At 62.9% G+C, this 24,540-nt stretch carries 24 protein-coding genes and 1 tRNA gene; 11 read left to right on the top strand and 14 right to left on the bottom strand.

What is annotated here, in order from left to right; all coding sequences use genetic code 11:
• The first annotated feature begins 2 nt into the window (after positions 1 to 2).
• From hybA to ACB031_RS03540, 10 genes are all read left to right on the top strand, one after another.
• Positions 3 to 1,028 carry a hydrogenase 2 operon protein HybA gene (gene hybA, locus ACB031_RS03585; RefSeq protein WP_216972714.1) on the top strand — a complete coding sequence of 342 codons (1,026 nt, stop codon included), beginning with the start codon at positions 3 to 5 and terminating at the stop codon, positions 1,026 to 1,028.
• Positions 1,021 to 2,208, top strand: coding sequence for a Ni/Fe-hydrogenase cytochrome b subunit (gene hybB, locus ACB031_RS03580; RefSeq protein WP_054544724.1), 1,188 nt, complete (start codon positions 1,021 to 1,023; stop codon positions 2,206 to 2,208). The genes hybA and hybB overlap by 8 nt, the downstream gene beginning before the upstream one ends.
• The gene (hybC, locus tag ACB031_RS03575; RefSeq protein WP_371139024.1) at positions 2,205 to 3,908 is read left to right on the top strand and encodes a hydrogenase 2 large subunit; all 1,704 of its coding nucleotides are present in this window, start codon (positions 2,205 to 2,207) and stop codon (positions 3,906 to 3,908) included. The genes hybB and hybC overlap by 4 nt, the downstream gene beginning before the upstream one ends.
• The gene (locus tag ACB031_RS03570; RefSeq protein WP_371139023.1) at positions 3,908 to 4,438 is read left to right on the top strand and encodes a HyaD/HybD family hydrogenase maturation endopeptidase; all 531 of its coding nucleotides are present in this window, start codon (positions 3,908 to 3,910) and stop codon (positions 4,436 to 4,438) included. The genes hybC and ACB031_RS03570 overlap by 1 nt, the downstream gene beginning before the upstream one ends.
• Complete coding sequence (gene hybE, locus ACB031_RS03565; RefSeq protein ID WP_371139022.1) at positions 4,420 to 4,980, top strand: hydrogenase-2 assembly chaperone; 561 nt, start codon at positions 4,420 to 4,422, stop codon at positions 4,978 to 4,980. Before ACB031_RS03570 ends, hybE begins: the two co-directional genes overlap by 19 nt.
• A gap of 107 nt (positions 4,981 to 5,087) precedes the next feature.
• Complete coding sequence (locus ACB031_RS03560; protein WP_371139021.1) at positions 5,088 to 6,728, top strand: ABC transporter substrate-binding protein; 1,641 nt, start codon at positions 5,088 to 5,090, stop codon at positions 6,726 to 6,728.
• Positions 6,713 to 7,717: an ABC transporter permease gene (locus tag ACB031_RS03555; protein ID WP_371139020.1), complete on the top strand. Its 1,005-nt coding sequence runs from the start codon at positions 6,713 to 6,715 to the stop codon at positions 7,715 to 7,717. The genes ACB031_RS03560 and ACB031_RS03555 overlap by 16 nt, the downstream gene beginning before the upstream one ends.
• A complete protein-coding gene (locus ACB031_RS03550) occupies positions 7,707 to 8,525 on the top strand; it encodes an ABC transporter permease (RefSeq protein ID WP_371139019.1) in 819 nt (272 codons plus the stop codon). The genes ACB031_RS03555 and ACB031_RS03550 overlap by 11 nt, the downstream gene beginning before the upstream one ends.
• On the top strand, positions 8,519 to 9,307 hold the full coding sequence (locus ACB031_RS03545) for an ATP-binding cassette domain-containing protein (RefSeq protein WP_371139018.1): 789 nt from the start codon (positions 8,519 to 8,521) through the stop codon (positions 9,305 to 9,307). The genes ACB031_RS03550 and ACB031_RS03545 overlap by 7 nt, the downstream gene beginning before the upstream one ends.
• A complete protein-coding gene (locus tag ACB031_RS03540; protein ID WP_371139017.1) occupies positions 9,307 to 9,948 on the top strand; it encodes an ATP-binding cassette domain-containing protein in 642 nt (213 codons plus the stop codon). Before ACB031_RS03545 ends, ACB031_RS03540 begins: the two co-directional genes overlap by 1 nt.
• Positions 9,949 to 10,302: 354 nt before the next feature.
• Here ACB031_RS03540 and hypB read toward each other — a convergent pair whose 3' ends face one another.
• Positions 10,303 to 11,151 carry a hydrogenase nickel incorporation protein HypB gene (hypB, locus tag ACB031_RS03535; protein WP_371139118.1) on the bottom strand — a complete coding sequence of 283 codons (849 nt, stop codon included), beginning with the start codon at positions 11,149 to 11,151 and terminating at the stop codon, positions 10,303 to 10,305.
• On the opposite strand from hypB, the gene ACB031_RS03530 reads away from it, so the two are divergent.
• Positions 11,032 to 11,418 carry a hypothetical protein gene (locus ACB031_RS03530; protein ID WP_371139016.1) on the top strand — a complete coding sequence of 129 codons (387 nt, stop codon included), beginning with the start codon at positions 11,032 to 11,034 and terminating at the stop codon, positions 11,416 to 11,418. The genes hypB and ACB031_RS03530 overlap by 120 nt on opposite strands.
• On the opposite strand, the gene hypA is transcribed toward ACB031_RS03530, so the two are convergent.
• From hypA to ACB031_RS03465, 13 genes are all read right to left on the bottom strand, one after another.
• Positions 11,396 to 11,737 (bottom strand): hydrogenase maturation nickel metallochaperone HypA, encoded by a 342-nt coding sequence (hypA, locus tag ACB031_RS03525; RefSeq protein WP_043170815.1) that lies wholly within the window; start codon positions 11,735 to 11,737, stop codon positions 11,396 to 11,398. The two genes, ACB031_RS03530 and hypA, sit on opposite strands and share 23 nt — an antisense overlap.
• 69 nt (positions 11,738 to 11,806) lie before the next feature.
• Positions 11,807 to 12,811: a hydrogenase expression/formation protein HypE gene (hypE, locus tag ACB031_RS03520; RefSeq protein ID WP_371139015.1), complete on the bottom strand. Its 1,005-nt coding sequence runs from the start codon at positions 12,809 to 12,811 to the stop codon at positions 11,807 to 11,809.
• A complete protein-coding gene (hypD, locus tag ACB031_RS03515; RefSeq protein ID WP_371139014.1) occupies positions 12,808 to 13,926 on the bottom strand; it encodes a hydrogenase formation protein HypD in 1,119 nt (372 codons plus the stop codon). The genes hypE and hypD overlap by 4 nt, the downstream gene beginning before the upstream one ends.
• Complete coding sequence (locus ACB031_RS03510) at positions 13,920 to 14,171, bottom strand: HypC/HybG/HupF family hydrogenase formation chaperone (RefSeq protein ID WP_371139013.1); 252 nt, start codon at positions 14,169 to 14,171, stop codon at positions 13,920 to 13,922. Before ACB031_RS03510 ends, hypD begins: the two co-directional genes overlap by 7 nt.
• A gap of 5 nt (positions 14,172 to 14,176) precedes the next feature.
• Positions 14,177 to 16,603, bottom strand: a complete 2,427-nt coding sequence (gene hypF / locus ACB031_RS03505) for a carbamoyltransferase HypF (RefSeq protein ID WP_371139012.1) — start codon at positions 16,601 to 16,603, stop codon at positions 14,177 to 14,179.
• Positions 16,600 to 18,483, bottom strand: a complete 1,884-nt coding sequence (selB, locus tag ACB031_RS03500) for a selenocysteine-specific translation elongation factor (protein ID WP_371139011.1) — start codon at positions 18,481 to 18,483, stop codon at positions 16,600 to 16,602. Before selB ends, hypF begins: the two co-directional genes overlap by 4 nt.
• Before the next feature lie 4 nt (positions 18,484 to 18,487).
• A complete protein-coding gene (selA, locus tag ACB031_RS03495; RefSeq protein WP_371139010.1) occupies positions 18,488 to 19,915 on the bottom strand; it encodes an L-seryl-tRNA(Sec) selenium transferase in 1,428 nt (475 codons plus the stop codon).
• A 268-nt stretch (positions 19,916 to 20,183) separates the two neighbouring features.
• A tRNA-Sec gene (locus tag ACB031_RS03490) sits at positions 20,184 to 20,275 on the bottom strand.
• Positions 20,276 to 20,467: 192 nt separating this feature from the next.
• Positions 20,468 to 20,977 (bottom strand): hydrogenase maturation peptidase HycI, encoded by a 510-nt coding sequence (gene hycI / locus ACB031_RS03485; protein WP_139752771.1) that lies wholly within the window; start codon positions 20,975 to 20,977, stop codon positions 20,468 to 20,470.
• Positions 20,977 to 21,390, bottom strand: coding sequence for a formate hydrogenlyase maturation HycH family protein (locus tag ACB031_RS03480; RefSeq protein WP_139752772.1), 414 nt, complete (start codon positions 21,388 to 21,390; stop codon positions 20,977 to 20,979). Before ACB031_RS03480 ends, hycI begins: the two co-directional genes overlap by 1 nt.
• A complete protein-coding gene (locus tag ACB031_RS03475) occupies positions 21,383 to 22,198 on the bottom strand; it encodes an NADH-quinone oxidoreductase subunit B family protein (RefSeq protein WP_005301886.1) in 816 nt (271 codons plus the stop codon). Before ACB031_RS03475 ends, ACB031_RS03480 begins: the two co-directional genes overlap by 8 nt.
• Positions 22,198 to 22,755, bottom strand: coding sequence for a formate hydrogenlyase complex iron-sulfur subunit (locus ACB031_RS03470; protein ID WP_371139009.1), 558 nt, complete (start codon positions 22,753 to 22,755; stop codon positions 22,198 to 22,200). Before ACB031_RS03470 ends, ACB031_RS03475 begins: the two co-directional genes overlap by 1 nt.
• 9 nt (positions 22,756 to 22,764) lie before the next feature.
• Complete coding sequence (locus tag ACB031_RS03465; RefSeq protein WP_139752774.1) at positions 22,765 to 24,483, bottom strand: NADH-quinone oxidoreductase subunit C; 1,719 nt, start codon at positions 24,481 to 24,483, stop codon at positions 22,765 to 22,767.
• Positions 24,484 to 24,540 lie beyond the last annotated feature (57 nt).

Here is a 24,540-nt window from a genome sequence, read left to right as displayed (position 1 = left end):
CCGTGAACAGACGCAACTTCCTCAAATTCGCCTCTGTCGGTGCGCTGGCGGCGGGCACCACCGTCTCCGGCACTGCCCTGGCGGCGGCCGAGAACAAGCCGCCCATTCCCGGCGCGCTCGGCATGCTCTACGACTCCACCCTCTGCATCGGCTGCCAGGCCTGCGTGGCGGAGTGCCAGCGCCTCAACGGCAACCCGGCCAATCCGGCCGGGGAAGCGACCTGGTCCAACAACGACAAGCTGAGCCCCTACACCAACAACATCATTCAGGTGTGGAAGAGCGGCACGGGTGAGCACAAGGATCAGCTGGTGGATGGCTATGCCTACATCAAGAAGCAGTGCATGCACTGTGTCGATCCCAACTGCGTCTCCGTCTGCCCGGTGCAGGCGCTGACCAAGGATCCCAAGACCGGCATCGTCCACTACGACCCGGACGTCTGCACCGGCTGCCGCTACTGCATGGTGGGCTGCCCGTTCGACGTGCCCAAATATGACTACGACAATCCGTTCGGGGCGATCCACAAGTGCGAGCTCTGCAACCAGAAGGGGCTTGAGCGCATCGATCAGGGCAAGTTGCCCGGCTGCGTCGAGGTGTGCCCCACCGGCGCCGTCATCTTCGGCACCCGGGAGGCGCTGATGGCCGAGGCCAAGCGCCGGCTGCTGGCCACCCCGGGCAGCGAATACGCCTACCCGCGCCAGACCTTCAGCGCCAACGACCCCTACCTGCATGAAGTGCCCAACTACCAGCCTTACGTTTATGGCGAGAAGGAGGGGGGCGGCACCCAGGTGCTGGTGCTGGCCGGGGTGCCCTACAGCAAGCTCGACATGCCTGATTTGCCGGAGCTCTCCTCCGGGGCCCGCTCCGAGCATATCCAGCACACCCTCTACAAGGGGATGGTGCTGCCGCTGGTGGTGCTGACCGGGCTCTCGGTGCTCATTCGCCGCAACACCAAGGACCATCAGGATGGCGACGATCATGACTCGCACGCGGGCCATGACAAGCAATCGGGAGGCAAAAATCATGAGTAATCACAAGGCACATCCGCTGGGAGGCAGGCTGGTCAGCTGGCCGGTCATGGTGCTGGCGCCGTTCGTCATCCTGTGCGGCATGCTGATCCTCAAACGCCTCATCTTCGGGCTGGGCTCGGTTACCGATCTGAACGGTGGCTACCCCTGGGGGCTCTGGATCTCGTTCGATCTGCTGATCGGCACCGGTTTCGCCTGCGGCGGCTGGGCGCTGGCCTGGGCGGTCTATGTGTTCAACCGGGGCGAGTATCACCCCCTGGTGCGACCGGCCCTGCTGGCGAGCCTGTTCGGCTATTCCCTGGGCGGTCTCTCCATCACCATCGACGTAGGCCGTTACTGGAACCTGCCCTACTTCTACATTCCGGGTTTCTTCAACACCTCCTCGGTGCTGTTCGAGACGGCGGTCTGCATGACCATCTACATCGGGGTGATGGCGCTGGAGTTTGCCCCTGTGCTGCTGGAGAAGTTCGGCTGGAAGGCCTCCATGGCGCGGCTCAACAAGATCATGTTCTTCATCCTGGCGCTGGGGGCCCTGCTGCCCACCATGCACCAATCCTCCATGGGCTCCCTGATGATAGTGGCGGGTGAGAAGATCCATCCGCTCTGGCAAAGCTATGAACTGCTGCCGGTCTTCTCGCTTCTGACCGCCTTCATCATGGGCTTCTCCATTGTGGTGTTTGAAGGATCTTTGGTGCAGGCGGGGCTGGCGGGGCGCGGCCCCAACGAGAAGTCGCTCTTCTACAAACTGACCCAGGTGATCGACATCTTCCTGATCCTGTTCGTGGCGCTGCGCTTTGCCGAGATCGTCATCAACGACAAGTCGGAGTACCTCTCCCAGTGGAATCGCTACGCCTTGATGTTCTGGTGCGAGATCGCGCTGATGATCTTCCCGCTGCTGGTGTTCCACTGGGACAAGAGCCGCCGCGATTCGCGCATGTTGTTCCTGGGGGCCCTCAGCATGCTGCTGGGCGCCGCCCTCTGGCGACTGGACTACTCCCTGCTCGCCTTCAACCCCGGCAATGGCTACCACTACTTCCCCTCCGCGGCGGAAGTGCTGATCTCCCTGGGCTTCGTCGCCATCGAGGTATGTGCCTATTTGCTGCTGATCCGGCTCTTGCCGGTACTGCCATCACTTGAACGTGTTCACCAAGATTATCAGGCCCGAGGGAAAGCCAACGTATGAGCCAACGTATCACCATAGACCCCATCACCCGCATCGAGGGTCACCTGCGTATCGACTGTGAAATCGAAGGCGGCGTCGTCACCAAGGCCTGGTCATCCGGCACCATGTGGCGCGGGATGGAGGAGATCGTCAAGGGCAACGACCCGCGCGATGCCTGGATGATAGTGCAGCGCATCTGCGGGGTGTGCACCTCCATTCACGCCATCGCCTCGGTGCGGGCGGTGGAGAACGCCATCGGCGCCAAGGTGCCGGTCAACGCCCAGTACATCCGCAACCTGATCATTGCGGCCCACAACATCCACGATCACATCGTCCATTTCTATCAGCTCTCCGCGCTGGACTGGGTGGACATCACCGCGGCACTGCAGGCCAATCCGCAAAAAGCGGCGGACATGCTCAAGGGGGTATCGACCTGGTCCCTCAACAGCGCCGAGGAGCTCGCCAAGGTACAGGAGAAGATCCGCGCCCTGGTGGCGAGCGGCCAGCTCGGCATCTTTGCCAACGGCTATTGGGGCCACAAGGCGATGAAACTGAGCCCGGAGGTGAACCTCATCGCCGTGGCCCACTACCTGCAGGCGCTGGAGTGCCAGCGCGATGCCAACCGCATCGTCGCCATCCTCGGCGGCAAGACCCCCCACATCCAGAACCTGGCGGTGGGCGGGGTGGCCAACCCCATCAACCTGGATGCGCCGAGCGTGCTCAACCTCGAGCGACTCATGTATGTGAAGAGTTTTATCGACCGGCTCGGCGAGTTTATCGAGCAGGTCTACAAGGTGGATGCCGCCATCATCGCCGCGCACTACCCCGAGTGGCTGAACCTGGGGCAGGGGGCCAGGCACTACCTGAGCGTGCCTGAGCTGCCCACCGACGGTGACGGCGGCAGCTTCCTGATGCCCGGTGGCTACATCGAAAACGGCGATCTGGCCGGCTATCGTCCCATCGAGAGCCATCAGGATGCCTGGCTGATGGATGGCATCGCCGAGAGCAACAAGCACGCCTGGTACAAGGATGACGCCCCCCTCAAACCCTGGGAGGGCAAGACCGAGCCCAACTACACCGGCTGGCAGGATGACGGCAAGTACTCCTGGGTCAAATCCCCCACCTTCTACGGCAAGGTGGTGGAGGTGGGGCCGCTCGCAGACCTCCTGGTGAAGCTGGCGGCCAAGCACCCGGAGACGGTGGCGCATTTCGATCAGCTGAACGGCCTCTACAACACGCTAACCGGTTCAGCCATCAAGACTGAACAGCTGCACTCCACCCTGGGCCGCATCATCGGCCGGGCGGTGCGCTGCTGTGTGCTCAAAGACACCTTGTCTCATCAGTGGAAGGCGCTGGTGGACAACATCGGCAAGGGGGATTTCAGCGCCTACATCAAGACCGAGATCCCGGCGGACAAGGAGTTTCGCGGGGTGGGCTTTGAAGAGGCGCCGCGCGGCATGCTCTCCCACTGGATCGTCATCAAGGGCGGCAAGATCGCCAACTATCAGGCGGTGGTACCGTCGACCTGGAACTCGGGTCCGCGCAACTTCAACGACGAACCCGGCCCCTACGAGCAATCCCTGGTGGGCACCCCGGTGGCTGACCCCGCCAAGCCGCTGGAAGTAGTGCGCACAGTCCACTCGTTCGACCCCTGCATGTCCTGCGCAGTGCACGTGGTGGATACCCAGAGCGGCGACGTGACTCAGGTGAAGGTGCTGTGATGAACACCCTGATCCTGGGCGTGGGCAACCTGCTGTTGAGCGATGAGGCCGTCGGCGTGCGCATCGTCGAGGGGCTGGAGCGCGACTACCGCTTCGCCCCCGGCATCGAGCTGCTCGATGGCGGCACCGCCGGCATGGAGCTGCTCGAAGCGATGGCCCGTCGCGACCACATCATACTGGCTGATGCGGTGCGCAGCGGCAACCCGCCAGGTACCGTGGTGACCCTGAAGGATGAGGAGATCCCGACCCTGTTCGGTCGCAAGATCTCCCCCCATCAGCTGGGGCTGGCGGACGTGCTCTCGGCGCTGCACATGACAGGGGAATCCCCCAGGCGGCTCACCCTGATCGGGGTCGAGCCTGAATCCCTCGAGCCCCGCATCGGCCTCACCCCCGTGGTGGCGGCTGCCATGGGGGAGGCGACGGATCGGATCCTGACTCTGCTGGCCAGTCTGGGGGCACCGGCCATCCCGCTCTCCGAGCAGGAGAAGGCCGAGCGAGCGCGGGAGGGCGTATGGCGCAATCCATTGTGAATGAGGTAGTGAACAAGACAGTGAACGAAGCCGCGAAAGAGCCGGCGCAGGAGTTTGCCGGTTTTGCCACCAATCCCGCGCCGCTGCTGGTAGCCCAGTACGAGCGGATCGCGCAGCAAGAGATGCAGACTCTGCCGTTCTACCACCCGGCCATGCCCATCGTGGCCGAGTGCACCCTGTTTGAAGGGCAGTGGCTCGGCTGCGTGCTCACCCCCTGGATGCTGAGCGTGGTGGTGCTGCCGGGGCCGGATCAGCTCTGGCCGGTGCGCAGCAGCAGCGATCGGCTGGCCCTGCAACTCCCCTGCGGCAACCTGACCTTTATGGTGGGGGCATTGCCCGAGACGGGGCAGTTGCTGGCCTGCTCGCTCATGTCTCCCATCGACCCACATCTGGGGGCCGACGAGGGGCGGGCGCTGGTGAGCAGCACCCTCAAGATGTTGCTTTCGCTTCCGGTGCAGCAGGGGGAGGGCGGCGTGAACTTGAGCCGGCGCCGCCTGTTCAGCGGCCGGCGTGGCGACGCTGTGGGCGACACCCAGCGCTAGGTCTCATCTGCAATCAGGTTTAGAATAGGGGCCGTTTTGGCCCCTCACTCGCTTCTGTCGTGCCCCTGTTTTTTCGATAGTGAGTGGTAAAACGAACAAGGGATCTTATGACCATTCAATGCTTTGGCTGCCACTTTGGCTGCCACTTTGGCAGCAACGCCAGCCGCAAAGGCCTCTCTGTCACTGCGGCCGCCTTGCTGGCCCTGCTTTCGGGCGGTTTCTCTTCCATGGCGCTGGCAGCCCAGCCCGTCCCCGCCGAGCTCAAGCTCGCCATCGGCAGTGAGCCCACCGAAGGGTTTGACCCGCTGCTTGGCTGGAGTCACGGCAGCTACCTGCTGCTGCACAGCCCGCTGCTCAAGCAAAACGCCGACCTCAGCTGGCAGAACCTGCTCACCCAAGCGGTGACCCCGAACCAGGACGGCAAGGGGTGGCTTATCCGCCTCAAGCCGGATCTGACATTCTCCAACGGCGCGCCGCTCACCGCCGAAGACGTCGCCTTTACCTACAACAGCGCAGCCCAGGGCGGCGGCAAGATCGACATGGGCAACTTTGTCTCGGCCAAGGTGCTCTCGCCCACCGAGGTTGCCATATCTTTAAGCGCCCCCCAGAGCACCTTCGTCAACGTGCTGGGATCGCTCGGCATCGTGTCGAAGCGGGATTACGACGCAAAAGCTTACGCCCGCCATCCGGTCGGTGCCGGCCCTTACCGGCTGGTGAGCTTCCTGCCCGGCCAGCAGCTGGTGGTGGAGGCGAACCCCCATTACGCCGGTGGCAACAACGACTTCAAACGGCTGGTCTTTGTCTTTATCGATGAAGAGAGCGCCTATGCCGCCGCCCAGAGCAGCCAGCTCGACCTGGTGCGCATCGCCCCGTCGCTGGCGCCCACAGTCCCTGCCTCCCTCAAGCTGTGGGTGCGGCCGAGCGTGGAGAACCGCGGTATCGTCTTCCCCATTCCTGCTGCTGGTAAAAAAGATGCCAAGGGTTATCCCATCGGCAACGACGTGACCTCGGATGTGGCGGTGCGCCGCGCCATCAACTATGCCATCGACCGCAAGCTGCTGGCCGATCAACTGCTGGAAGGGCATGCCATCCCGGCCTACAGCGCGGTAGAAGGCTTGCCCTGGCTGAACAAAGCCACCGCCTTCAAGGATGGGGATGCAGCCCACGCCAATGCCCTGCTCGATGAGGCAGGCTGGAAGATGGGCAGCGACGGCGTTCGCCACAAGGGCTCCCTGCGCGCCGCCTTTACCCTCTGGTACACCAGTGGCGACAGCACCCGCCGGGATCTGGCGGAAGCGGTGCGGGCCATGCTGGGGCCGATCGGCCTCGAAGTGAGCCTCAAGTCCGGCAGCTGGGAGCAGGTGGAGCGCGAGATGCACGCCAACCCGGTGCTGATGGGGTGGGGGAGCCTGGATCCCATGGAGCTCTATCATCACTACCAGAGCGGTTCCGCCGGCGTGGAGTTCTACAACCCGGGTTATTACCAGAATCCGGTGGTGGATGCGCTCCTCAAGCAGGCGCTGGATGCCCCCGACTGGCAGGCGGCCGTGCCGTTCTGGCAGCAGGTGGAGTGGGATGGCAAGCGTGGTGCCGGAGTGCAGGGGGATGCCGCCTGGGCCTGGCTGCTCAATGTGCAGCACACTTATCTCGCCAACCGTTGCATCGACCTTGGCAAGGGGGCGCCGGAAATCCACGGTAGCTGGTCACTCCTCAACAACCTGCAGGATTGGCGGTGGACGTGCCGTTAAGTTCGTCCACTATGATGACTGCCACTCTGAAAGCCCTGCTGCGTCTGGCAGGGTTGCTCTGTCTGGTTTCGGTCGCCACCTTTGTGCTGCTGAGCTACTCCCCCATCGACCCCATCAAGGCCTATATCGGCAACGATCTGCTCCATGTGCCGCCGGAGCAATACGCCCGCATCGCCGCTCGCTGGGGGTTGGATCAGCCGCTCTGGCTGCGCTACTGGCACTGGTTTACCCAGGTGCTGCAGGGAGATCTCGGCTACTCCATGCTCTACAACGCACCTGTGGGTGAGGTAATAGGCCAGCGCTTTGCCGCCTCCTTCCTGCTGCTGGCGGGTGCCTGGCTGCTCTCCGGTTTTTTCGGGATTTTGCTGGGCCTCTGCGCCGGTCGCTATCTCAATCGCTGGCCCGATCGCCTTATCTGCCGCTTTGCCTACCTGCTCGCCTCCTTGCCCACCTTCTGGGTGGGCCTGTTGCTGCTCGCCCTGTTTGCGGTGCATTGGCCGCTGTTGCCGGTTTGCTGCGCCTGGACGCCGGGGCTCGCTGCCGATGAGGTTGATTGGGCCATGCGGTTGCGTCATCTATTGCTGCCGGTGACGACCCTGGCGCTGCTCGGTGTGGGCAATATAGCCCTGCATACCCGGGGGCGGGTGGCCGAGGTGCTGGCGAGCGATTTTATTCGCTACGCCCGCGCCCAGGGGGATGGCGGCTGGCCCATGCTGCGCTTTCACGTGCTGCGCCACGCCCTGACCCCGGCCATCTGTCTGCAGTTTGCCTCCCTCGGTGAGCTGATTGGCGGATCGCTGTTAGCCGAGAAGGTCTTCTCCTACCCGGGGCTCGGTCAGGCCACCGTGGATGCGGGGCTCAGGGGGGATATCCCCCTGCTGATGGGAATCGTGCTCTTCTGCACCCTGCTGGTTTTTTTGGGCAACACGGCGGCGCGGGTGCTGCTGGCTCGCATCAACCGCGGCTGGGAGGGTGTGCATGCTGTTTAATCCGCTCCCCTCCTTGCTGCGTCTTGGCTTTGCGCTGATCTGCCTGCTGTTGCTGGCCAGCTACGGCTGGAGCCTCTCTCATCAGGATGTGCCGATGGATCTGCTGGCGCGCCAGCAGCCCCCCTCGCTGACCCACTGGTTCGGCACCGATCAGATGGGACGGGATCTCTGGTTGCGGGCCTTTCAGGGTACCCTCACCAGTCTGGAGCTGGGGATCAGCACGGCCCTGTGCAGTGGGCTGCTGGCCATGGTGGCGGCCAGCCTCTCGCTCATCCACCCCAGGTGCGATGCGGCGGTGCGGCTGGTGATCGATGCCATGCTGGCGCTGCCCCATATGCTGCTGTTGATCCTGATCTGCTTTACCGCAGGGGGCGGCATGCGCGGGGTGATCCTGGCGGTGGCGCTCACCCACTGGCCCAAGCTGGCGCTCATTCTCTGTGCCGAGGCGCGGCGGATCGCCAGCAGCGACTACGTGGTGCTGGCGCGCTGTCAGGGGATGGGGGCGCTGCGCCGCTGGCGTACCCACCTGCTGCCGGGGCTGTTGCCACAGTGGTTTATCGGCACCCTGCTGATGTTCCCCCACGCGGTGCTGCACAGCGCGGCGCTGAGCTTCCTCGGTTTTGGCCTGGCGGCCCACGAGGCCTCGCTTGGTCTGCTGCTGGCTGATGCCCTGCGTTATCTGGCCGGCGGTGGCTGGTGGCTGGCCCTCTTCCCTGGGCTGATGCTGCTGACGTTGGTCCTGCTGTTTGATCAGGCTACCCGAGCACTGCAACAACTCTGGTTTGGGTTTGGGGGAGATACATGCTGAGTTTTGACCAGGTGACCATAGAGGCGGCCCACTACTCCTGGCTGGGGCGGCGCAGCTGGCGACCGCTGTTGACCGATATCAGCCTGCAACTGGCGCCCGGCGAAATCGTGGCGCTGGTGGGGGGGAGCGGCGAGGGCAAGAGCCTGTTGCTGCAAAGCGCCCTGACCCTGCTGCCGGACAATCTGCGGATGCGCGGCAGCATCTCCCTCGATGGCGTGCCCCTGTGCGATGCCAGCCGCGCCCGTCTGCGCGGCCACACCCTCTGCTATGTGCCACAGGGGGTGAGCGCCCTCAATCCATTGCTGACGGTGGAGCGTCAGCTGGGACGTGCGGCACGCCTCTGCGGCCAGAGCGGTTCTCGCGAGCGGCTCGGCCAGCAATTGCTGCGCTACCAGCTGCCCGCCGCCACCCTGGACAGCTATCCGCGCCAGCTCTCCGGCGGCATGGCCAAGCGCATTCTGGCCTGCACCGCGGCCCTTGGCGGCGCCCGCTACATTCTGGCGGACGAGATCACCGCCTGGCTCGACGAGGGGCTGGCCTGCCAGCTGCTCACCCAGTTGCGTGAATTGGCCAATCAGGGCAGCGGTATCCTCTGGGTGACCCACGATCTGGCGTTGGCGGCCCGTTTTGCCGATCGCATCGTCGCGCTGCATCAGGGCCAGGTTAGCGATACCCTGAGCTGCCACCATCTGCGCCAGGGGCAGGGGAGCGAGATGCTCCGAGCCCACTGGCAGGCGCTGCCGGAATTCAACGTGTTCTTCTCTGCGCCGGAGGTTTCCTGATGCTGGAACTACGAAATCTCACTATCGCCCAGGGGGAGCGCCCCCTCTGGCAGGGGTTATCGCTGACGGTGAAAGCGGGCGAGCGGGTCGGCATCTCTGCGCCGAGCGGTCATGGCAAGACCACCCTGGGGCGGGTATTGGCGGGTTGGCAACCGGTTGGGGCTGGAGGGCAGATCCTGCTGGATGGGCAGCCTGTGCCTGAACAGGTAAAAGGTTATCACCCCATCCAGCTGGTGCCCCAGCACCCGGAACTCACTTTCAATCCCTATCGCACCACCGGGCAGGCGCTGTGGGATGTATGGCGCCCCGATGAGGCCATGCTGGCCCGCTTTATGGTCAAGCCTGCGTGGCTTGGTCGTAAACCCGGTCAGCTCTCCGGCGGTGAGCTGGCCCGCATCGCGCTGCTGCGCGCCCTCGATCCTCGCACCCGTCTGCTGATTGCCGATGAGGTGACCGCCCAGCTGGATCCGCAAATCCAGCGTCATATCTGGCGGGAGTTGATGATGGAGTGCGAGCAGCGCGGTCTCGCCATGGTGATATTCAGTCACCAGCAGGCGCTGCTGCGCCAGGTCTGTCATCGGGTGCTGCGCTTTGGGGAGATGCAGCCCGTGACTGGTGTATTGGCTGAAAATGCGGCCTGAGGGTTAGTTCCCCCCTCATCCCCAGCCCTTCTCCCGCAAGGGGAGAAGGGAGTGGAAGGTGCCATCTCACCACGCTCAGGGTTTAGGGTTTGGAAAACTTCGGGGTTTGAAAATATGGCTGGTTGTTATGCTTGAAGCCCCCTGAGGGGGTTGAGGGAGTCGTATAGTCGCGGCACCCACAAACCGGTTCCCTCTCCCTGGGGAGAGGGCCAGGGTGAGGGGGGCGAGTATAAAACGCTGGCTATTCGGTATAGAGAGAGCGCCTGACAAGGTTCGCAGATTTCGCAGATAAAGAGAGGGAGGCATCAGCCTCCCTCTCTTGTTTTCTACCGTTATCAGCGGCGTTTAACCGGTTCAGGCACTGGCCAGCCAGTTGAGCCAGGCATCCATCCCTTCGCCTGTGGTGGCGCTGACCTGGATCACCTGGATATAGGGGTTGACCCGCTTGGCGTTCTCGATGCAGCGGGCCACGTCAAAGCTGACGTAGGGCAGCAGATCAATCTTGTTGATCACCATCAGCTGGGCGGCGGCAAACATGTCCGGGTATTTCAGCGGCTTCTCTTCCCCCTCGGTGACGGAGAGGATCGCCACCTTGTACTTCTCGCCGAGATCGAAGCTGGCGGGGCAGACCAGATTGCCCACGTTCTCGATAAAGAGGATGCCCCCTTCATTGGCGGGCAGCTGGTGGCAGGCGTCGTGCACCATCTTGGCGTCCAGATGGCAGCCCTTGCCGGTGTTGATCTGCACGGCAGGCACACCGGTGGCGCGGATGCGATCCGCATCAGCGCTGGTCTGCTGATCCCCTTCGATCACCGCGCAGGGGCGCTTGTTAGCCAGCTGGCGCAAGGTTTCGCACAGCAAGGTGGTCTTGCCTGAACCCGGGCTCGACACCAGATTGAGCACCAGCTGGGCCGCCTCGTCGAAGTGCTCGCGGTTGTGGGCGGCCAAGGCGTTGTTCTTGGCCAGCACATCCATCTCGATGGCGATCAGCTGACGCTGCCCCATGCCCGGAACCGACAATCCCGCTTCCCCTTTGCCGTAGTGCAGATCACCCTGCTGATGGTCATGGTCATGGTCATGGTCATGGTCATGGCTGTGTTCATGGGGATGCGCGTGGGAATGGCCGTGGTCATGAGAGTGGGCGTGATCATGATGATGGTCGTGGGGGTGATCATGGGGGTGATCATGACCCTCATGGCTTATGGGAGCCCGCACCCCGTGGTAGTGGTGATGGACATCCCCCTGATGGTGATAGTGGTGGTGAATGATCAGGGTGCGCGGCGCACTCTGCTCGTGGTCATGATGGTGATGGGCGTCATGAGCATGATGATGGTCGTGCTCATGACCATGGTGATGTTCATGTTCATGTTCATGTTCGTGATGATGCTCATGATCGTGCTCATGGCCGGCGATCCGCGCCTGGCCGCATCCGCATACGCTACACATATCAACTTACCTCGATGTCGGTGATGCGCAGGCTGTTCCCTTGCGCGACTCGTAATTTGTATCCGCCACACTCGGGGCAGGCCTGCCCGCGCTCGGTGAGGGTGACCGTCTGGTTGCAGTCGTAACACCAGGCCTCTGCCGCCTGGTGTTGAAAGTGCAGCTGGGCCCCTTCGACGGCGGTGCCCTTGGCGGCGGCCTCGAAACAGAAGGCAATGGTGTCCGGGTCGACGCAGGAGAAGCTGCCGACCTCGAGCCAGAGGGCGGTCACCCTAGTAAAGCCCCGCTGGGTGGCCTGTTCGGCCGCCAGATCGATGGCGGCCATGGCCAGAGACATTTCGTGCATGGTGGCTCCTTAACCGATATGGGGAGGAGCAGTGACTCCTCCCTGTAATTGACGGAACGGCATGGCTGCTCAACAGATCCGCGGCAGCAGCTCCCCTTGCGGCAGCTCCAGATAGCGGCGGCTGCCCCAGGGGTTGCTCAGGATCACCTTGTGGCGATCGCTCGCCTGCACCACGCCGATCTGGCTGGCGGCGGGGTTGAATTGCCGCAAGATGCCCAGCGCGTCCTGCGCCTGTTCGGCAGGCAGGGCCAGCACCATGGTTCCCTCGTTGGCGAGATCATGGGGCTCGAAACCGTAGAGCTCGCACAGGCCTCGCACCGGATCGCAGACCGGAATGGCGGACTCCTCCAGTTCGATGGCCACCTGGGAGGCGCTGCTCCACTCGTTGAGCACGGCGGCAAGGCCACCGCGAGTGGCATCGCGCAGGGCGTGAGGGGTAATGCCTGCCTGCAGCAGCGCTTCGACCTGCGGCCAGAGGGTGGTGCAGTCGCTCTTGAGATCAGATCCCAGTTGCAGGGCGTCGCGGGCCATCAGGATGCAGGCGCCGTGGCTGCCGATATCCCGCGACACCAGAATGGCGTCACCGGCTTTGAGGTTGCGTACCGAGATGCCCCGGCTCTGCTCGGGCAGCGGGAAAGTGCCGACCCCGCTGGTGTTGATAAAGATCTTGTCGGCCGCCCCCTTGGGCACCACCTTGGTGTCGCCGCAGACGATGCGGGCACCGCTGTTGGCAAGTTCAGCCGCCATCGATTCGACGATGCGGGCGAGGTCGGCGTAGGGGAAACCCTCCTCGATGATAAAGCTGCAGCTGAGGTATTCCGGCTTGGCCCCCATCATGGCGAGATCGTTGACCGTGCCGGCGATGGCCAGCTTGCCGATATCGCCCCCCTCGAAGAAGATCGGCGAGACGGTAAAGCTGTCGGTGGTGAAGGCGACGGGGCCGCTTACCGGCAGCAGGGCGGCATCCTCACAGCGCAGCAGGATCTCGTTGCCAAAGTGGCGAAAGAAGAGCTGGTTGATCAGCTGGTTCATTTCTACACCGCCGCCGCCGTGGCTAAGTTGGATTTCTCTCATCGTTCCTGGATCCCCATATATCGGTAGTAGGCATTGCAGGCCCCTTCGGAGCTGACCATGCAGCTGCCCATGGGCTGGGTCGGGGTGCAGCCCCGGCCAAAGACTTTGCACTGGTTTGGCTTGGCCAGCCCTCGCAGGATATCGGCGCACTGGCACGCCTTGTGGTCATCGATGGGAGTCTGATCAAGCTGGAAGTGGCGCTCCGCATCGCGCTTGGCAAAGGCATCGCGCAGGCGCAGGGCCGAGGCGTTGATATCCCCAAGGCCTCGCCAGCGAAAGTGCTCGCGGGTCTCGAAAAAGCGCTCCACCAGCCGCTGGGCAGCTTTATTGCCGCTGGCAGTGACGGCGCGGCTGTACTGCACCTCCAGCGCGTAGCGACCCTCCACCTTCTGGCGCACCATCATCAAGAGCGCCTCCATCACATCCACCGGCTCGAAGCCGCTCACCACCACCGGCACCTGATAGCGATCGACGATGGGCAGGTAGATATCGGCACCTGTGATGACGCTGACGTGGGAGGGGCCGATAAAGGCGTTCACCTTGGCCACCCCGTCGGCCATCACCGCATGAATGGCAGGGGGCACCAGCACATGGTTGATATGAAACAGCAGGTTCTCGACCCCTTGTTCTTCAGCGGCAGCCAGCAGCGCCGCTGTCATCGGGGTGGAAGTCTCGAAACCGATGGCGAAGAAAACTACGGTGTTGTCCGGGTTCTCACGGGCGATGCGCAGGGCATCGAGGGGGTCATAAACGGGGCGGATATCGCTCCCCTTGGCGCGCTGCTGGGCCAGCGTACCTTTGGAGCCCGGCACCCGGATCATATCCCCCAGGGTGACCAGAATGACGCTGGGCTGGCTCGCCAGCTCGATGGCCTGATCGATGCGCTCTTTTGGCATGATGCAGACCGGGCAGCCGGGGCCGTGGACGAACTCGATGCTGGCGGGCAGCAGCTGGTGCAGGCCGTACTTCATGATGGTGTGGGTATGGCCGCCGCACACCTCCATCACCCGCAGCGGCTCGGGCAGATCGTTGGCCAGTTCGGTGATCTGGGCGGCGAGGGCGCGGATCACCTGGGGCTGGCGAAAGCCCTGAAAGAGGTCATTCAAGGTCAGCATGGCAAGATATCCTGCTCTGGCATCAGGGCCACCATCTGGCGGAAGCTCTCTAGGCTGGCCTGCGCCTCCTCCTGGTCAATCTTGCTCATCACAAAGCCGATATGGAGCAGCACATAGTCGCCCACCTGGAGAGACTCTTCGAGCAGCATGCAGCTGACGCGCCGCTGCACCCCCAGGGTGTCGACGGTGACGCAGTTATCTTCGGGGTGCAGTTGCACCACCTGAGAAGGGATGGATAGACACATGGATTTCAGGACTCCGACAAGGTGGCACAACCGGTTGTGACAGGCTGGTGCGTGGCAAGATGGTGGATGGCAAACCAGAGCTGACCGGCGGCGATGCCACCGTCATTGAGCGGCAGGGTTTCGCTGGTCAATACCTGCCGGCCGGCGGCTTCGAGAGCAGGCACCAGCTGATCCATCAGCACCCGGTTTTGAAACACGCCCCCCCCGAGCGCCACCGGATAGCCGGGGAAACGCTCGGCCAGGGCGATGACCAGATTGCTGATGGCGCGGATAAAACCGGCGGCCAGGCTGGCGATAGAGGTGCCTTGGCGCCACTCGTTGACAAGGGTATGGATCAGCTCGGCCCACTGGATCTGCAGTGGCCCCTCCGCTGATTGGCTGAGATCAAAGGCGAGGGGGAAGGGCTGTTCATCGGGAGCAAGCTGCAAGGCGGCCGCCTCCAACAAGAGCCCCGCTTCGCCCTCGTAATCCGGGGTATCGATCACCCCCAAGAGCGCCGCCATGGCATCGAACAAGCGGCCGATGGAGCTGGTGTAAGGGGCGTTGCGACCCAACTGCCAGAGCTGGTGCAGGTTGCGGATCCGCTCAGCGGGCAGTTGCTTGATCGCCGGAATATCGAGGGCGCTGATTTGCTCCACTCCATAGGATTCAAACAGCAGCCCCAGCAGCTGGCGTACTGGCTCGCGAATCGCCGCCTCGCCGCCGATCAGCTTGAAGGGGGCAAGGTGGGCAACCCGCTCAAATCCCTGAACGTCTGCCAGCAGCAGCTCGCCACCCCAGAGGGTGCCGTCATCGCCAAGGCCGGTGCCATCGAAGGCAACCCCCAGCACAGGGCCCGTGATGTTGTGCTCGGCCATCACCCCCAGCAGGTGGGCGTGATGGTGCTGCACCTCGAGGTGGGTTGCCCCCTGATCCTGGCAATAGCGTTTGGCCCACTGGTGGCTGAGGTAGCCGGGGTGGCAGTCCGAGACCAGAACTTCGGGTTTGAGATCGTAGAGATCGCGAAAGGTCGCCAGGGTTTGCTCGAAGTGCTCCTGCATCGGCAGGCTGTGCAGATCGCCGATATAGGGGCTGTAGATGCGCTGGCGGCCGAAGGCGAGCGCCAGCTGGTTCTTCTGCTGCGCCCCGACCGCCAGCAGCGGCGCCTTGATCGCCTCTTGCAAGCTGGGAGTGCAGGGAGCATAGCCTCGGGCGAGGCGCAACGTCTGGCACCGCCCGCCCGCCCAATGCACCAGACTGTCGTCGCACGGGTTCAGGATGGGGCGGTTGTGATCCAGGATGCCGTCAATCTCGCCCCCGAGTTCCCTGACCACTGCCTCGCACTCGACAAGGATGGGACTGCCGCGCCCATTGGCGCTGGTGGCCACCAGCGGCATGGCGCAGGCGTCTAGCAGCAGCTGATGGAGCGGTGTGTAGGGGAGCATGATGCCGAGGTAGGGGATGCCGGGGGCGATCCCCTCGGCCAGCGGCGTGGTTGTCAGTAGGGATTCTGAGAGCCGATCATCGTTAATGCGCTTGCGCAGCAAGGTGATGGGTCTGGCCTGAGAGGCGAGCAGTTGCCACTCGTCTTCGCAGCCGGTGACATGCAATTTGGCCTCGGCAAGGGAGCCCATCATCACCGCCAGCGGCTTGCGCACGCGCCGCTTGAGCTGGCGAAGCCGCGCCACAGCAGACTCACTGCGGGCATCACATATCAGGTGATACCCCCCCATTCCCTTGACCGTAATCAGAGCTCCCGCTTGCAGAGCGCTTGCTGCTGCTTGCAGCGCATCCTCGTGCTCGGCCAAGGCATCGCCACGGCCATTTCGCCAGCTGAGATGGGGCCCGCACTCGGGGCAGCTCACTGGCTGGGCGTGGTAGCGTCTGTCCAGCGGGTTTTCATAGGCCGCCGCACAGCGCGGGCACATGGCAAAGTCGGCCATGGCGGTGTGGGGGCGGTCGTAAGGGAGGCGGCGGATGATGGTGTAGCGCGGGCCGCAGTGGGTGCAGTTGGTGAAGGGGTAGCGATGGTGGCGATCGTTGGGGTTGGCCACATCCCGGGCGCACGCCTCGCACATCCCCTGATCCGGCGAGATGGCGACTGTGGCGGCGCTCTGCTGCTGGCTGGCCTTGATATGAAAGGCTCCGTCGTAGTCGGGATTATCTTCTTGGGGCAGTTCCCGCTCGCTGAAATGATCGATGCGGCTAAGTGGCGGCGCCAGTTCCCGCAGTTCGCGGGCAAAGGCGGCGAGCTGCTCAGGCGATCCTTCGGCGCCGATAGTGACGCCATTGGCATCGTTCAACACATAACCGGCAAGGCCGTGGCGCAGCGCCAGCCCATAGACGAAGGGGCGAAAGCCGACCCCCTGAACTATGCCATCGATATGAAATTCGCGGCGCAGCCGGTTGGCCACAGGATGGGAAGAGCCAGCGGGGGCGATGGCAGCGCTCATGCCGGCCCCATCTCATCTTGAGTCTGCGGCAAACGCAGCACCCGGCGCTCGTTCTCCTCGCGCCGCACCCAGCCATCCATCTCCATGCGCAGGCAGAACGGAATGGCGTATTTGCGCGACAAACCGGTGATCTCCTTTAAGGATGTCATGTCGATCAGATCTCCCACCTGCTGGCCCGCCAGCATGGCGGCGACCATCTGGTTGTAAAGCTCGGCGTCGTAGTAGATGGGGCCATCGAGCTGCACCAGATACTTGAGTCGCGCCAGATTGCGCAGCTGCTTTTGCAACGCGCCTTTTTGTTGCAAGCCTTGCTGCAGGGCGGTGGGCAGTTTCTGGGTGATAAAGGGATCCAGCGCCACGCCGCCGGGGCCCAGTTTACCGGGTTCATAACCCTCCTTGCCTTGATCTCGCACCACCTTGAGCACCAGCTGTGCCTCTTCCCCCAAATCATCTTCCGACTCGCCGCTGCCCGGTTGCCACTTGTCATGGTGCAGGCGAACCAGCTGCTCGCTCTTGAGCTGCTGGAGCAGGGCGTGAGTGACCGGCAGGGCGATGCCAAAGCGGGTCGTGAGCTCCGCAGCGCTGAGCGGTTCGCTGGCCAGGGTAGCGAGCAGCTGGTCGCGACTCTGGGCCAGCCAGCAGCTATCCAGCAGCCACTCACCGAGGGGGATGACCTGCTCGGGCTGCTGCGCAAAGCGGCTGGCCAGTACATAGCCATTGAGCCCCAGTTGCAGGGTGGCCGGGTTGTAGTGCTCGAGCTCATCTGGCAGCTCGCCCAGCAGGGCGTGCAGCGCCTTGCGTCTGGCGGGGTGGATGTCGCCGCACCAGACGATGCGGGCGCCGTGCAGCAGTTCGCTGCTGCCGTGGCGAATGATGGCGAGCGGCTGGCCAAAGAAGCAGGGGATGGGGCTGGCAAAGATCAGCCGCGCCAGCCGGGTATCCTTGATGGGCACGAAACGGGCCCGGCCATGCCAGCTGCCGAGGGCGATTTCAACTTCGCGGTTGCGCTGTTCCCGGATGCTGCCACCGACCTCGCAGAGGCGCACGATAAGGTGGGTTGCCGCCTCGCACTGGCCGGCAGTGCTGGTGAGGCAGTGGCCGCGGGCCACCTCCTTGTGGGGCACCTTTTTAAGGCCCACCGCCACCCGGCAGACGGCGCCAATCTCGTCGACACTCTGGTGATAGGCCTGCAGGGAGCGCACCTGCACCTCCCGATCGGCGGGGTAGAGGCGCAGCTTGTCCCCCACCTTGAGGCTGCCCTGCTGCAATGTGCCGGTGAGCACGGTGCCGGTGCCGTTGGCGGTAAAGACGCGGTCTACATAGAGGCGCGGGGCGGCCTGTTCGCGGGGGGCATGATGCTCGGCCATATCCTCCAACTGGCGTACGATGGCGGCGTGCAGGGCGGCCATGTTCTCGCCGGTCTTGGCGCTGACGCTGACGATGTCGGGCACCATGCCGCTCTCGTCCATTACCCGCTCCAGCAGGCTCTCTTCAAGGAGTTCCAGCTCGTCGGGTGTTACCAGATCGCACTTGTTGATGCAGACCAAGAGGCGCGGCACCCCCATCGCCTTGAGCAGGCGCAGGTGATCGCCGGTCATCGGCATCCACCCCTCGTCGGCGGCGATCACCAGCAGCACCAGATCCAGACTCCAGAGCCCCGCCACCATATTGCGGATATAGCGCTCGTGGCCGGGCACGTCGATGACGCCTATGGTGTTGCCCTGACCGTCGTCGAAGTGGGCAAAGCCGAGATCCTGGGTCATGCCGATGGCCTGCTCATGGGCGCGGGCGGTGGTGATGCCGGTGAGAGTCTTGATAAGCAAGGTCTTGCCGTGATCCACGTGACCGGCAAGGCCGATAACGGTGCGATAGGAAGTCATGGGATCAAGGCTCCTGGCTCGCAGTGATCGGGGTGGGTAGCAGCAGTTGCTTAAGCTGGGCGATCAGCAGCTCCATGTCCTCGTCGAGCAGGGTGGCCATATTGAGCAGCACCTTCTGCTGGCGCACGGTGGCGATGACCGGGACGGGGAGCTCGCGCAGGGTATCCAGCAACTGCTGGGCAGGGCGAGGGTCGGTGCATTCGAGCGCAGGGGCTGGATAAAACTCGTCCGGCAAGGTGCCGCCGCCCACCACCAGCTGGGCGGGAACGGGCACAAAGCAGCCTGGCAGGGCGGTCATCAGCTGGGAGGCTTTCGCCTGTATGGCGGCAGGATTGCTCAAGGTGCGCTGGGCGATACCCTCGCCGATGGGGGACTTGTTGAGCTTGTGGATGAGCAGGCGTTCGAGCAGGGAGTGGATGATGCGGCTCGAGCGGAAGGTGCGCATCATGGGGTGTTTTTCCAGCCGCTTGATAAGGTCCGCGCGGCCGCTGATGATGCCGCACTGGGGCCCGCCCAGCAGCTTGTCGCCGGAGTAGCAGACCAGGTCCGCCCCCGCCTTGATGTACTGGCGTACCGAGGTTTCATCCGGCGCAAACTCTTCGGTGGTCAAGCCCGAGCCCTGATCCACCGCCAGCACCACCTGTTCGGGCAGGGCGCGGGCCAGCTCGCCGATATCGGGGGATTCGGTAAAGCCGCGAATGGCAAAATTGGATCTGTGCACCATCAGCACCAGCGCGGTCTGATCGTTGATGGCATCGAGGTAGTCTTTGGCGGTCGTAATATTGGTGGTGCCCACCTCCACCAGTTTGGCGCCGGAGAGGGCCAGAATATCGGGGATGCGAAAGCCGCCGCCAATCTGGATCTGCTCACCGCGCGAGACGATCACCTCGCGCCCCTTGGCCACCTCCTGCAACAAAAGGAAGAGGGAAGCTGCGTTGTTGTTGACCACCAGTGAATCCTCGGCCTGGGTGAGGCAACCGAGCAGGGGAGCGATCAGCCCCTTGCGCCCGCCGCGCTTGCCAGTGGCGAGATCCAGCTCCAGATTGTTGTAGCCGGTGTTGAGGTCACGCACCTCGTCCCACAGCTCGTGACTTAATGGCGAGCGCCCCAGATTGGTATGCACCAGGGTGCCGGTGGCGTTGATCACCCGGGTCTGGCGCTGGCGCAACTGCTGCCGGCAGCGTTTGGCTATCAGCGCTTCCAGGCGTTCGGGGGCGACGCCGTGCTGGCGAAAATCCTCGCTCTGGCGCAGTTCACTCAGGGTGTCGCGCACCGCCTGGGTCACCAGCGGGCGGCTCAGCGCCTCGATAAACCCTGCGAGAAAGGGTTGCTGCAGCAGCTGTTCCACTTGTGGCAAGCGGCGCTGGTTTGCTTGAGTCGCGGCATAAGAGGCGCTGGGGGCGAGGGAGGATACGTCAGACGGAGTTGGCATGGGATGACCCGGGCTGTGCGTGGGAGTGACATGCACGCCGCCTTGCCGGAGGAAGGCCGCTTCAACGCTGCTTATTGCTGCTTTTCGCCATTCATTAATTAATAAAAAAGGCGAATGGATAAATTAATTGTTGAGCAGAGTAATAAGCGTGTTGGAGCGCATTCAGATTATATTGGCAATGCGACAGGCGCCTTGTTAGAACAATATGTGAAACAGTCGTCAACCAGCCTGAAACATAATTGACGGTTTCTCTCCAATATATGAAATTTGGCGGAAGAGGCAGGAATCGAACCTGCCAAAGCCTTCTCGGCTCTCATCGGTTTTGAAGACCGAGGAGGCCACCAGACCCCATCAGCTTCCGCAATGGCCACCATTTTGTGGCAATTTTTCGTGACTGGCAACGCTTTTTTATGTTTGAAAATAGCAAGTTGGCCGACTTTATGAAAAATGTCCACGCGTTGATTTATATCAATTTCATGGCAATTAGCCCGATGTTTTTAATTTAACATCGGGCGTTTCCATATGCCTTTTCTGGATAATTCAACGCTGCTGTTAACAAGCTGGCAAATAATCTGACTCCGCGTTGGTGATATTCCAATGGTCCAGTCTCTCTATTAACAAGCTGGTATCCTTGGCAGTATCAAGGTGCTGATAAAGATAATCCATCGCCTCACTCACCATCTCGGTCATCGGGAAGGAGAACGCCACTATGGCCGGTTGCACCCCGACAAAGATCACCTCGGACACAAAGGTCTTGAGCTCGTCGATCAGGAAATTGAGCGGCATATTGTGGGTCGAGAAGATAAACATCTCGGCGATGGTATCGGGGGGGATCACCTGCAGGGTGCCCGCCTTCTCGCCGATCTCGGCGGCATCCACCAGCACCACCCGCTCCGGTTGCAGCTCCCGCACCTTGTAGACCACATTTTCCGGCGCGATGCCGCCGTCGATATGAGTCCAGCCGGGCAGGGGGGCGGCCCGCAGCTTGTCGGCGAGATAGGGGCCGGCACCGTCGTCCCCCATCATGGCATTGCCCACGGTCAACACGAGATTGCAGCCCATCAGCGGCTCCTTACCATCAGGTACATATGGGGATCGTTAAAGAGGGCGGTGAGCTGATCCATAAAGGTATTGGTCCAGCCCAGCTCCTGCTCATCGAGCACGCCTTCGGCTTTGCGCAGTCGATCGAAGGCGCAGGCCAGCATATGGCAGTGCTCGCGATAGATGGTGATCTCGCCAAAGGTGAGAAACCCCTCCATCTTGCGGCGCGCCTCGCTCCCCTCTGGCAGCTTGGCTACCCAGTCGCGATAACCGGTCAGCGAGCAGACCAGGTCTGCTCGCAGGCAATCGACGATGCCGAGGTGGTGGCCGATGGCGAGGCTGTAGTAGATCACCTCCCTGGCTTCTTCCGGCACGTCGAACTGCTCGTCGACGAACTTGCGCGAGAGGCGATAGAAGGAAACCTGGTCAGCCATGCACCGCCTCTCCCTTGCCGGCCGCCCGGTTGAGGCAGGCGTTTGCGAGGTTGTTGACGATCTCCGCCAGGCGCGGATCGTCGTGCTGATCGAGGTAGCTCTGGATGCGCAGATCCACATCCTGCTGGGTTGCCCCTTCGAGCAGGGCCATGAATTCGTCGGCGATGATCCGTCCCTGCCGGTAACCGGCCATGCGGCGCGCTTCGCGCTCGATCATCACCCGGATTTCGTTGGGGATGCCGGTGTGACGCAGCTCGACCCGCTCACCTGGTTGCACCTCGTGGCTGGTGGCTTTGAGTTTCTGCTCAAGCAGACCGAGCGCCACGGCAAAGCCGTAGATGGTGGCCGCCGGTGTGGGGGGGCAGCCCGGGATATAGACGTCCACCGGCACGATCTTGTCGGTGCCGCCCCAGACGCAGTAGAGGTCGTGGAAGATGCCACCGTCACAGCCACAGGCGCCGTAGGCGATGCAGATCTTGGGATCGGGCGCCGCCTCGTAGGCGCGCAGGGCTGGCACCCGCATCGCCCGGGTCACCGCGCCGGTAAAGAGCAGGATGTCGGCGTGGCGGGGGGAGGCGACCACCTTGATGCCGAAGCGCTCGGCATCGAACAGCGGGGTGATGGTGGCGAAGATCTCGATCTCGCAGGCGTTGCAGCCGCCGCAATCGACCCGGTAGACATAGGCCGAGCGGCGAATGTCCTTGAGCAGGGTCTTCTTGAGTTTGGTGATCTCGGGATCCTGTGCCAGCGGCACGGCGCGGGTATGGGCATGGCCGACAACCGGTTCTATGCCTTTGATCTTGCTCATCACATCAACTCCTTTTGTGCAGCTATCGGTGTGGCTATCGGTGTGATCAGGGCCGAGTCAGGCTGGCTCAGCATGCTCTGTTTTCGTTTGCAGTCGGGGCAGTGGTGCAGCCTTTCCGGGGTCGCGAGCGGCGTGCCCGCCTGCTTGAGGGTGTCCTCCACCAGCGCCACCAGTTTGCTCGGGGCAAAGTAGGTGCCGCACAGGGTGCAGGGGGCCAGCGCAAAGCGGGCCTCCTCATAGAGATCCGCCTTGTTGGTCACCGCCAGCTCGAACTCGGATGAGAGCGCGATGGCGCGGGTCGGGCAGACCTCCTCGCAGCGGCCGCAGAAGATGCAGCGCGCCATGGAGATCTCCCAACGCCGTTCGCCGGTCTCCATGTCCACTTCCATCACCAGCGCGTTGGCCGGGCAGGCCTTGGTGCAGGCGGCGCAGGCGATGCACTGATCCGCCTGATATTTCGGTTTGCCGCGAAAATCCTGGTTCACATCAATAGGAGCGAAGGGGTACTTGGCGGTCGGGGTGCCAGCCTTGAGGATGGTCTTGAACAGCTTGATCATGATGACCCCTTATTTCAGCGGAGAGTTTTTGCGATCGATGCCGTAGCGCTCGATCTCCTTGTAGGAGACCACGGTGGATTTGCCCTTCTTCGGGTCGACCAGAGTGACCCGGTCGGTACAGGAGTAGCAGGGATCCAGACTGCCGATGATGAGCGGTGCATCCGCCACGGTATTGCCGCGCAGCATGTAGCGAAGGGCGGGCCAGTTGGCGTAGGTGGCGGCGCGGCAGCGCCAGCGAAACAGCTTCTGGTTGTCGCCGGTCATGCTCCAGTGGACGTTCTCGCCGCGGGGCGCTTCGGTAAAGCCCAGCGCAAACTTGCCCGGCTGGTAGGTGAACCCTTCGGTGAGCAGTGGCCCTTCCGGCAGGTGCTCAAGACCAAACTCAATCATGTCGAGGGAGTCGTAGAGCTCGTGGATGCGCACCAGCACCCGGGATTGCACGTCGCAACCCGCCTTGGTCTGGATCTCCATCGGCAGCTCGCGGTAACCGGCAAAGTCGTGGACCCGACGCACGTCGCGCTTGAAGCCGCTTGCCCGCACCATGGGGCCGACGCAGCTGAAATCGCGGGCAATCTGCGGGTCGAGCTTGCCGATACCGATGAGGCGGGAGGAGATGTTGGCGGTATCCAGCAGCATGGCCACCAGGGGTTTGAGCTCATCACGGAGCTCCCGCACCAGCTGGGCACCCTTGATGCGATCTTCCTTGAAGATGTCGCGGCGTATCCCGCCAATCAGGTTGAGGCCGTAGGTCTTGCGCGCGCCGGTCAGCAGTTCGGCCAGGGTCATGGATTTCTCCCGCACCCGGAAGAACTGCATAAAGCCGGTGTCGAAACCGGTGAAGTGGCTCGACAGGCCGATGTTGAGGATATGGCTGTGCAGGCGCTCCACCTCCAGCAGCACGGCGCGGATCATCTTGGCCCGCTCGGGTACCACAATGCCCATGGCGTTCTCCACCGAGGTAGTGTAGGCGACGCTGTGGGTAAAGCCGCAGATGCCGCAGACCCGGTCGGTCAGAAACGCCACTTCGTTGTAGCCCATGCGGGTCTCCGCCAGCTTCTCCATGCCGCGATGGACATAGAAGAGGCGGTAGTCGGCATCGATGATGTCTTCGCCATCGACGAACAGGCGAAAGTGGCCCGGTTCATCCGAGGTGATGTGCAGCGGGCCGACCGGCACGATGCGGTTGGCATCACTGCCGAGTTCGTTGACGAAGGGGTAGGTCTCGGTGTCGGTGGTGGGCATCGGGCGCTGGCGATAATCCATGGCGTCCTTGCGAAGGGGATGGATATCCTCCGGCCAGTCATCCGGCAGTACCAGACGTCGTTCGTCCGGCAGACCGATGGCGCGCAGGCCGTACATGTCGCGGATCTCCCGCTCGCCCCACACCGCCGCCGGAATGGTCGGGGTGATGGAGGGGTACTCCTGGGTATCGGCATCCACCAGCACCCGGACTGTGATCCAGCACTTGGTGTCGCCCTCCATGGAGAAGACGTGGTAGACGGCGAAGTGGCCGTTGAGGCTGCGCTCGTCATTGGCAAAGGAGAGGGGAAGCCAGCCCCCCAGCTGGTGGAAGATCAGGCTGGCGGTCTCGACCAGGCTGGTGGGCTTGACGGTGATGGTGGCCTGATCGGCGGTTTGCCACTCCTCGTCGACGATGGCGTGGGGCAGTTGTGCTCGCACCTGCTGGATGTAGTCACAGCCGATGCGATCCGAAATGGCGATGGTCATGCAGTTCTCACTTTAATGTTCGGGAATGAGCATTCACAAAAGGTGAAATCGAAAAAA

This window comes from Aeromonas sp. S8(2024) (assembly GCF_041403085.1).
In the GTDB taxonomy this organism is placed as follows: domain Bacteria; phylum Pseudomonadota; class Gammaproteobacteria; order Enterobacterales; family Aeromonadaceae; genus Aeromonas; species Aeromonas dhakensis.
The sequence above is the reverse complement of the archived record's forward strand: the minus strand, read 5'-3'. Positions and strand labels throughout refer to the sequence as shown.

Bases quoted from the DNA above. Each gene is read 5' to 3' on its own strand.
- hybB (WP_054544724.1), top strand. From the start codon at position 1,021: ATGAGTAATCACAAGGCACATCCGCTGGGAGGCAGGCTGGTCAGCTGG.
- hybC (WP_371139024.1), top strand. From the start codon at position 2,205: ATGAGCCAACGTATCACCATAGACCCCATCACCCGCATCGAGGGTCAC.
- ACB031_RS03570 (WP_371139023.1), top strand. From the start codon at position 3,908: ATGAACACCCTGATCCTGGGCGTGGGCAACCTGCTGTTGAGCGATGAG.
- hybE (WP_371139022.1), top strand. From the start codon at position 4,420: ATGGCGCAATCCATTGTGAATGAGGTAGTGAACAAGACAGTGAACGAA.
- ACB031_RS03560 (WP_371139021.1), top strand. From the start codon at position 5,088: ATGACCATTCAATGCTTTGGCTGCCACTTTGGCTGCCACTTTGGCAGC.
- ACB031_RS03550 (WP_371139019.1), top strand. From the start codon at position 7,707: ATGCTGTTTAATCCGCTCCCCTCCTTGCTGCGTCTTGGCTTTGCGCTG.
- ACB031_RS03545 (WP_371139018.1), top strand. From the start codon at position 8,519: ATGCTGAGTTTTGACCAGGTGACCATAGAGGCGGCCCACTACTCCTGG.
- ACB031_RS03540 (WP_371139017.1), top strand. From the start codon at position 9,307: ATGCTGGAACTACGAAATCTCACTATCGCCCAGGGGGAGCGCCCCCTC.
- ACB031_RS03530 (WP_371139016.1), top strand. From the start codon at position 11,032: ATGGTCATGGCTGTGTTCATGGGGATGCGCGTGGGAATGGCCGTGGTC.
- hypA (WP_043170815.1), bottom strand. From the start codon at position 11,737: ATGCACGAAATGTCTCTGGCCATGGCCGCCATCGATCTGGCGGCCGAA.
- hypE (WP_371139015.1), bottom strand. From the start codon at position 12,811: ATGAGAGAAATCCAACTTAGCCACGGCGGCGGCGGTGTAGAAATGAAC.
- hypD (WP_371139014.1), bottom strand. From the start codon at position 13,926: ATGCTGACCTTGAATGACCTCTTTCAGGGCTTTCGCCAGCCCCAGGTG.
- ACB031_RS03510 (WP_371139013.1), bottom strand. From the start codon at position 14,171: ATGTGTCTATCCATCCCTTCTCAGGTGGTGCAACTGCACCCCGAAGAT.
- hypF (WP_371139012.1), bottom strand. From the start codon at position 16,603: ATGAGCGCTGCCATCGCCCCCGCTGGCTCTTCCCATCCTGTGGCCAAC.
- selB (WP_371139011.1), bottom strand. From the start codon at position 18,483: ATGACTTCCTATCGCACCGTTATCGGCCTTGCCGGTCACGTGGATCAC.
- selA (WP_371139010.1), bottom strand. From the start codon at position 19,915: ATGCCAACTCCGTCTGACGTATCCTCCCTCGCCCCCAGCGCCTCTTAT.
- hycI (WP_139752771.1), bottom strand. From the start codon at position 20,977: ATGGGCTGCAATCTCGTGTTGACCGTGGGCAATGCCATGATGGGGGAC.
- ACB031_RS03480 (WP_139752772.1), bottom strand. From the start codon at position 21,390: ATGGCTGACCAGGTTTCCTTCTATCGCCTCTCGCGCAAGTTCGTCGAC.
- ACB031_RS03475 (WP_005301886.1), bottom strand. From the start codon at position 22,198: ATGAGCAAGATCAAAGGCATAGAACCGGTTGTCGGCCATGCCCATACC.
- ACB031_RS03470 (WP_371139009.1), bottom strand. From the start codon at position 22,755: ATGATCAAGCTGTTCAAGACCATCCTCAAGGCTGGCACCCCGACCGCC.
- ACB031_RS03465 (WP_139752774.1), bottom strand. From the start codon at position 24,483: ATGACCATCGCCATTTCGGATCGCATCGGCTGTGACTACATCCAGCAG.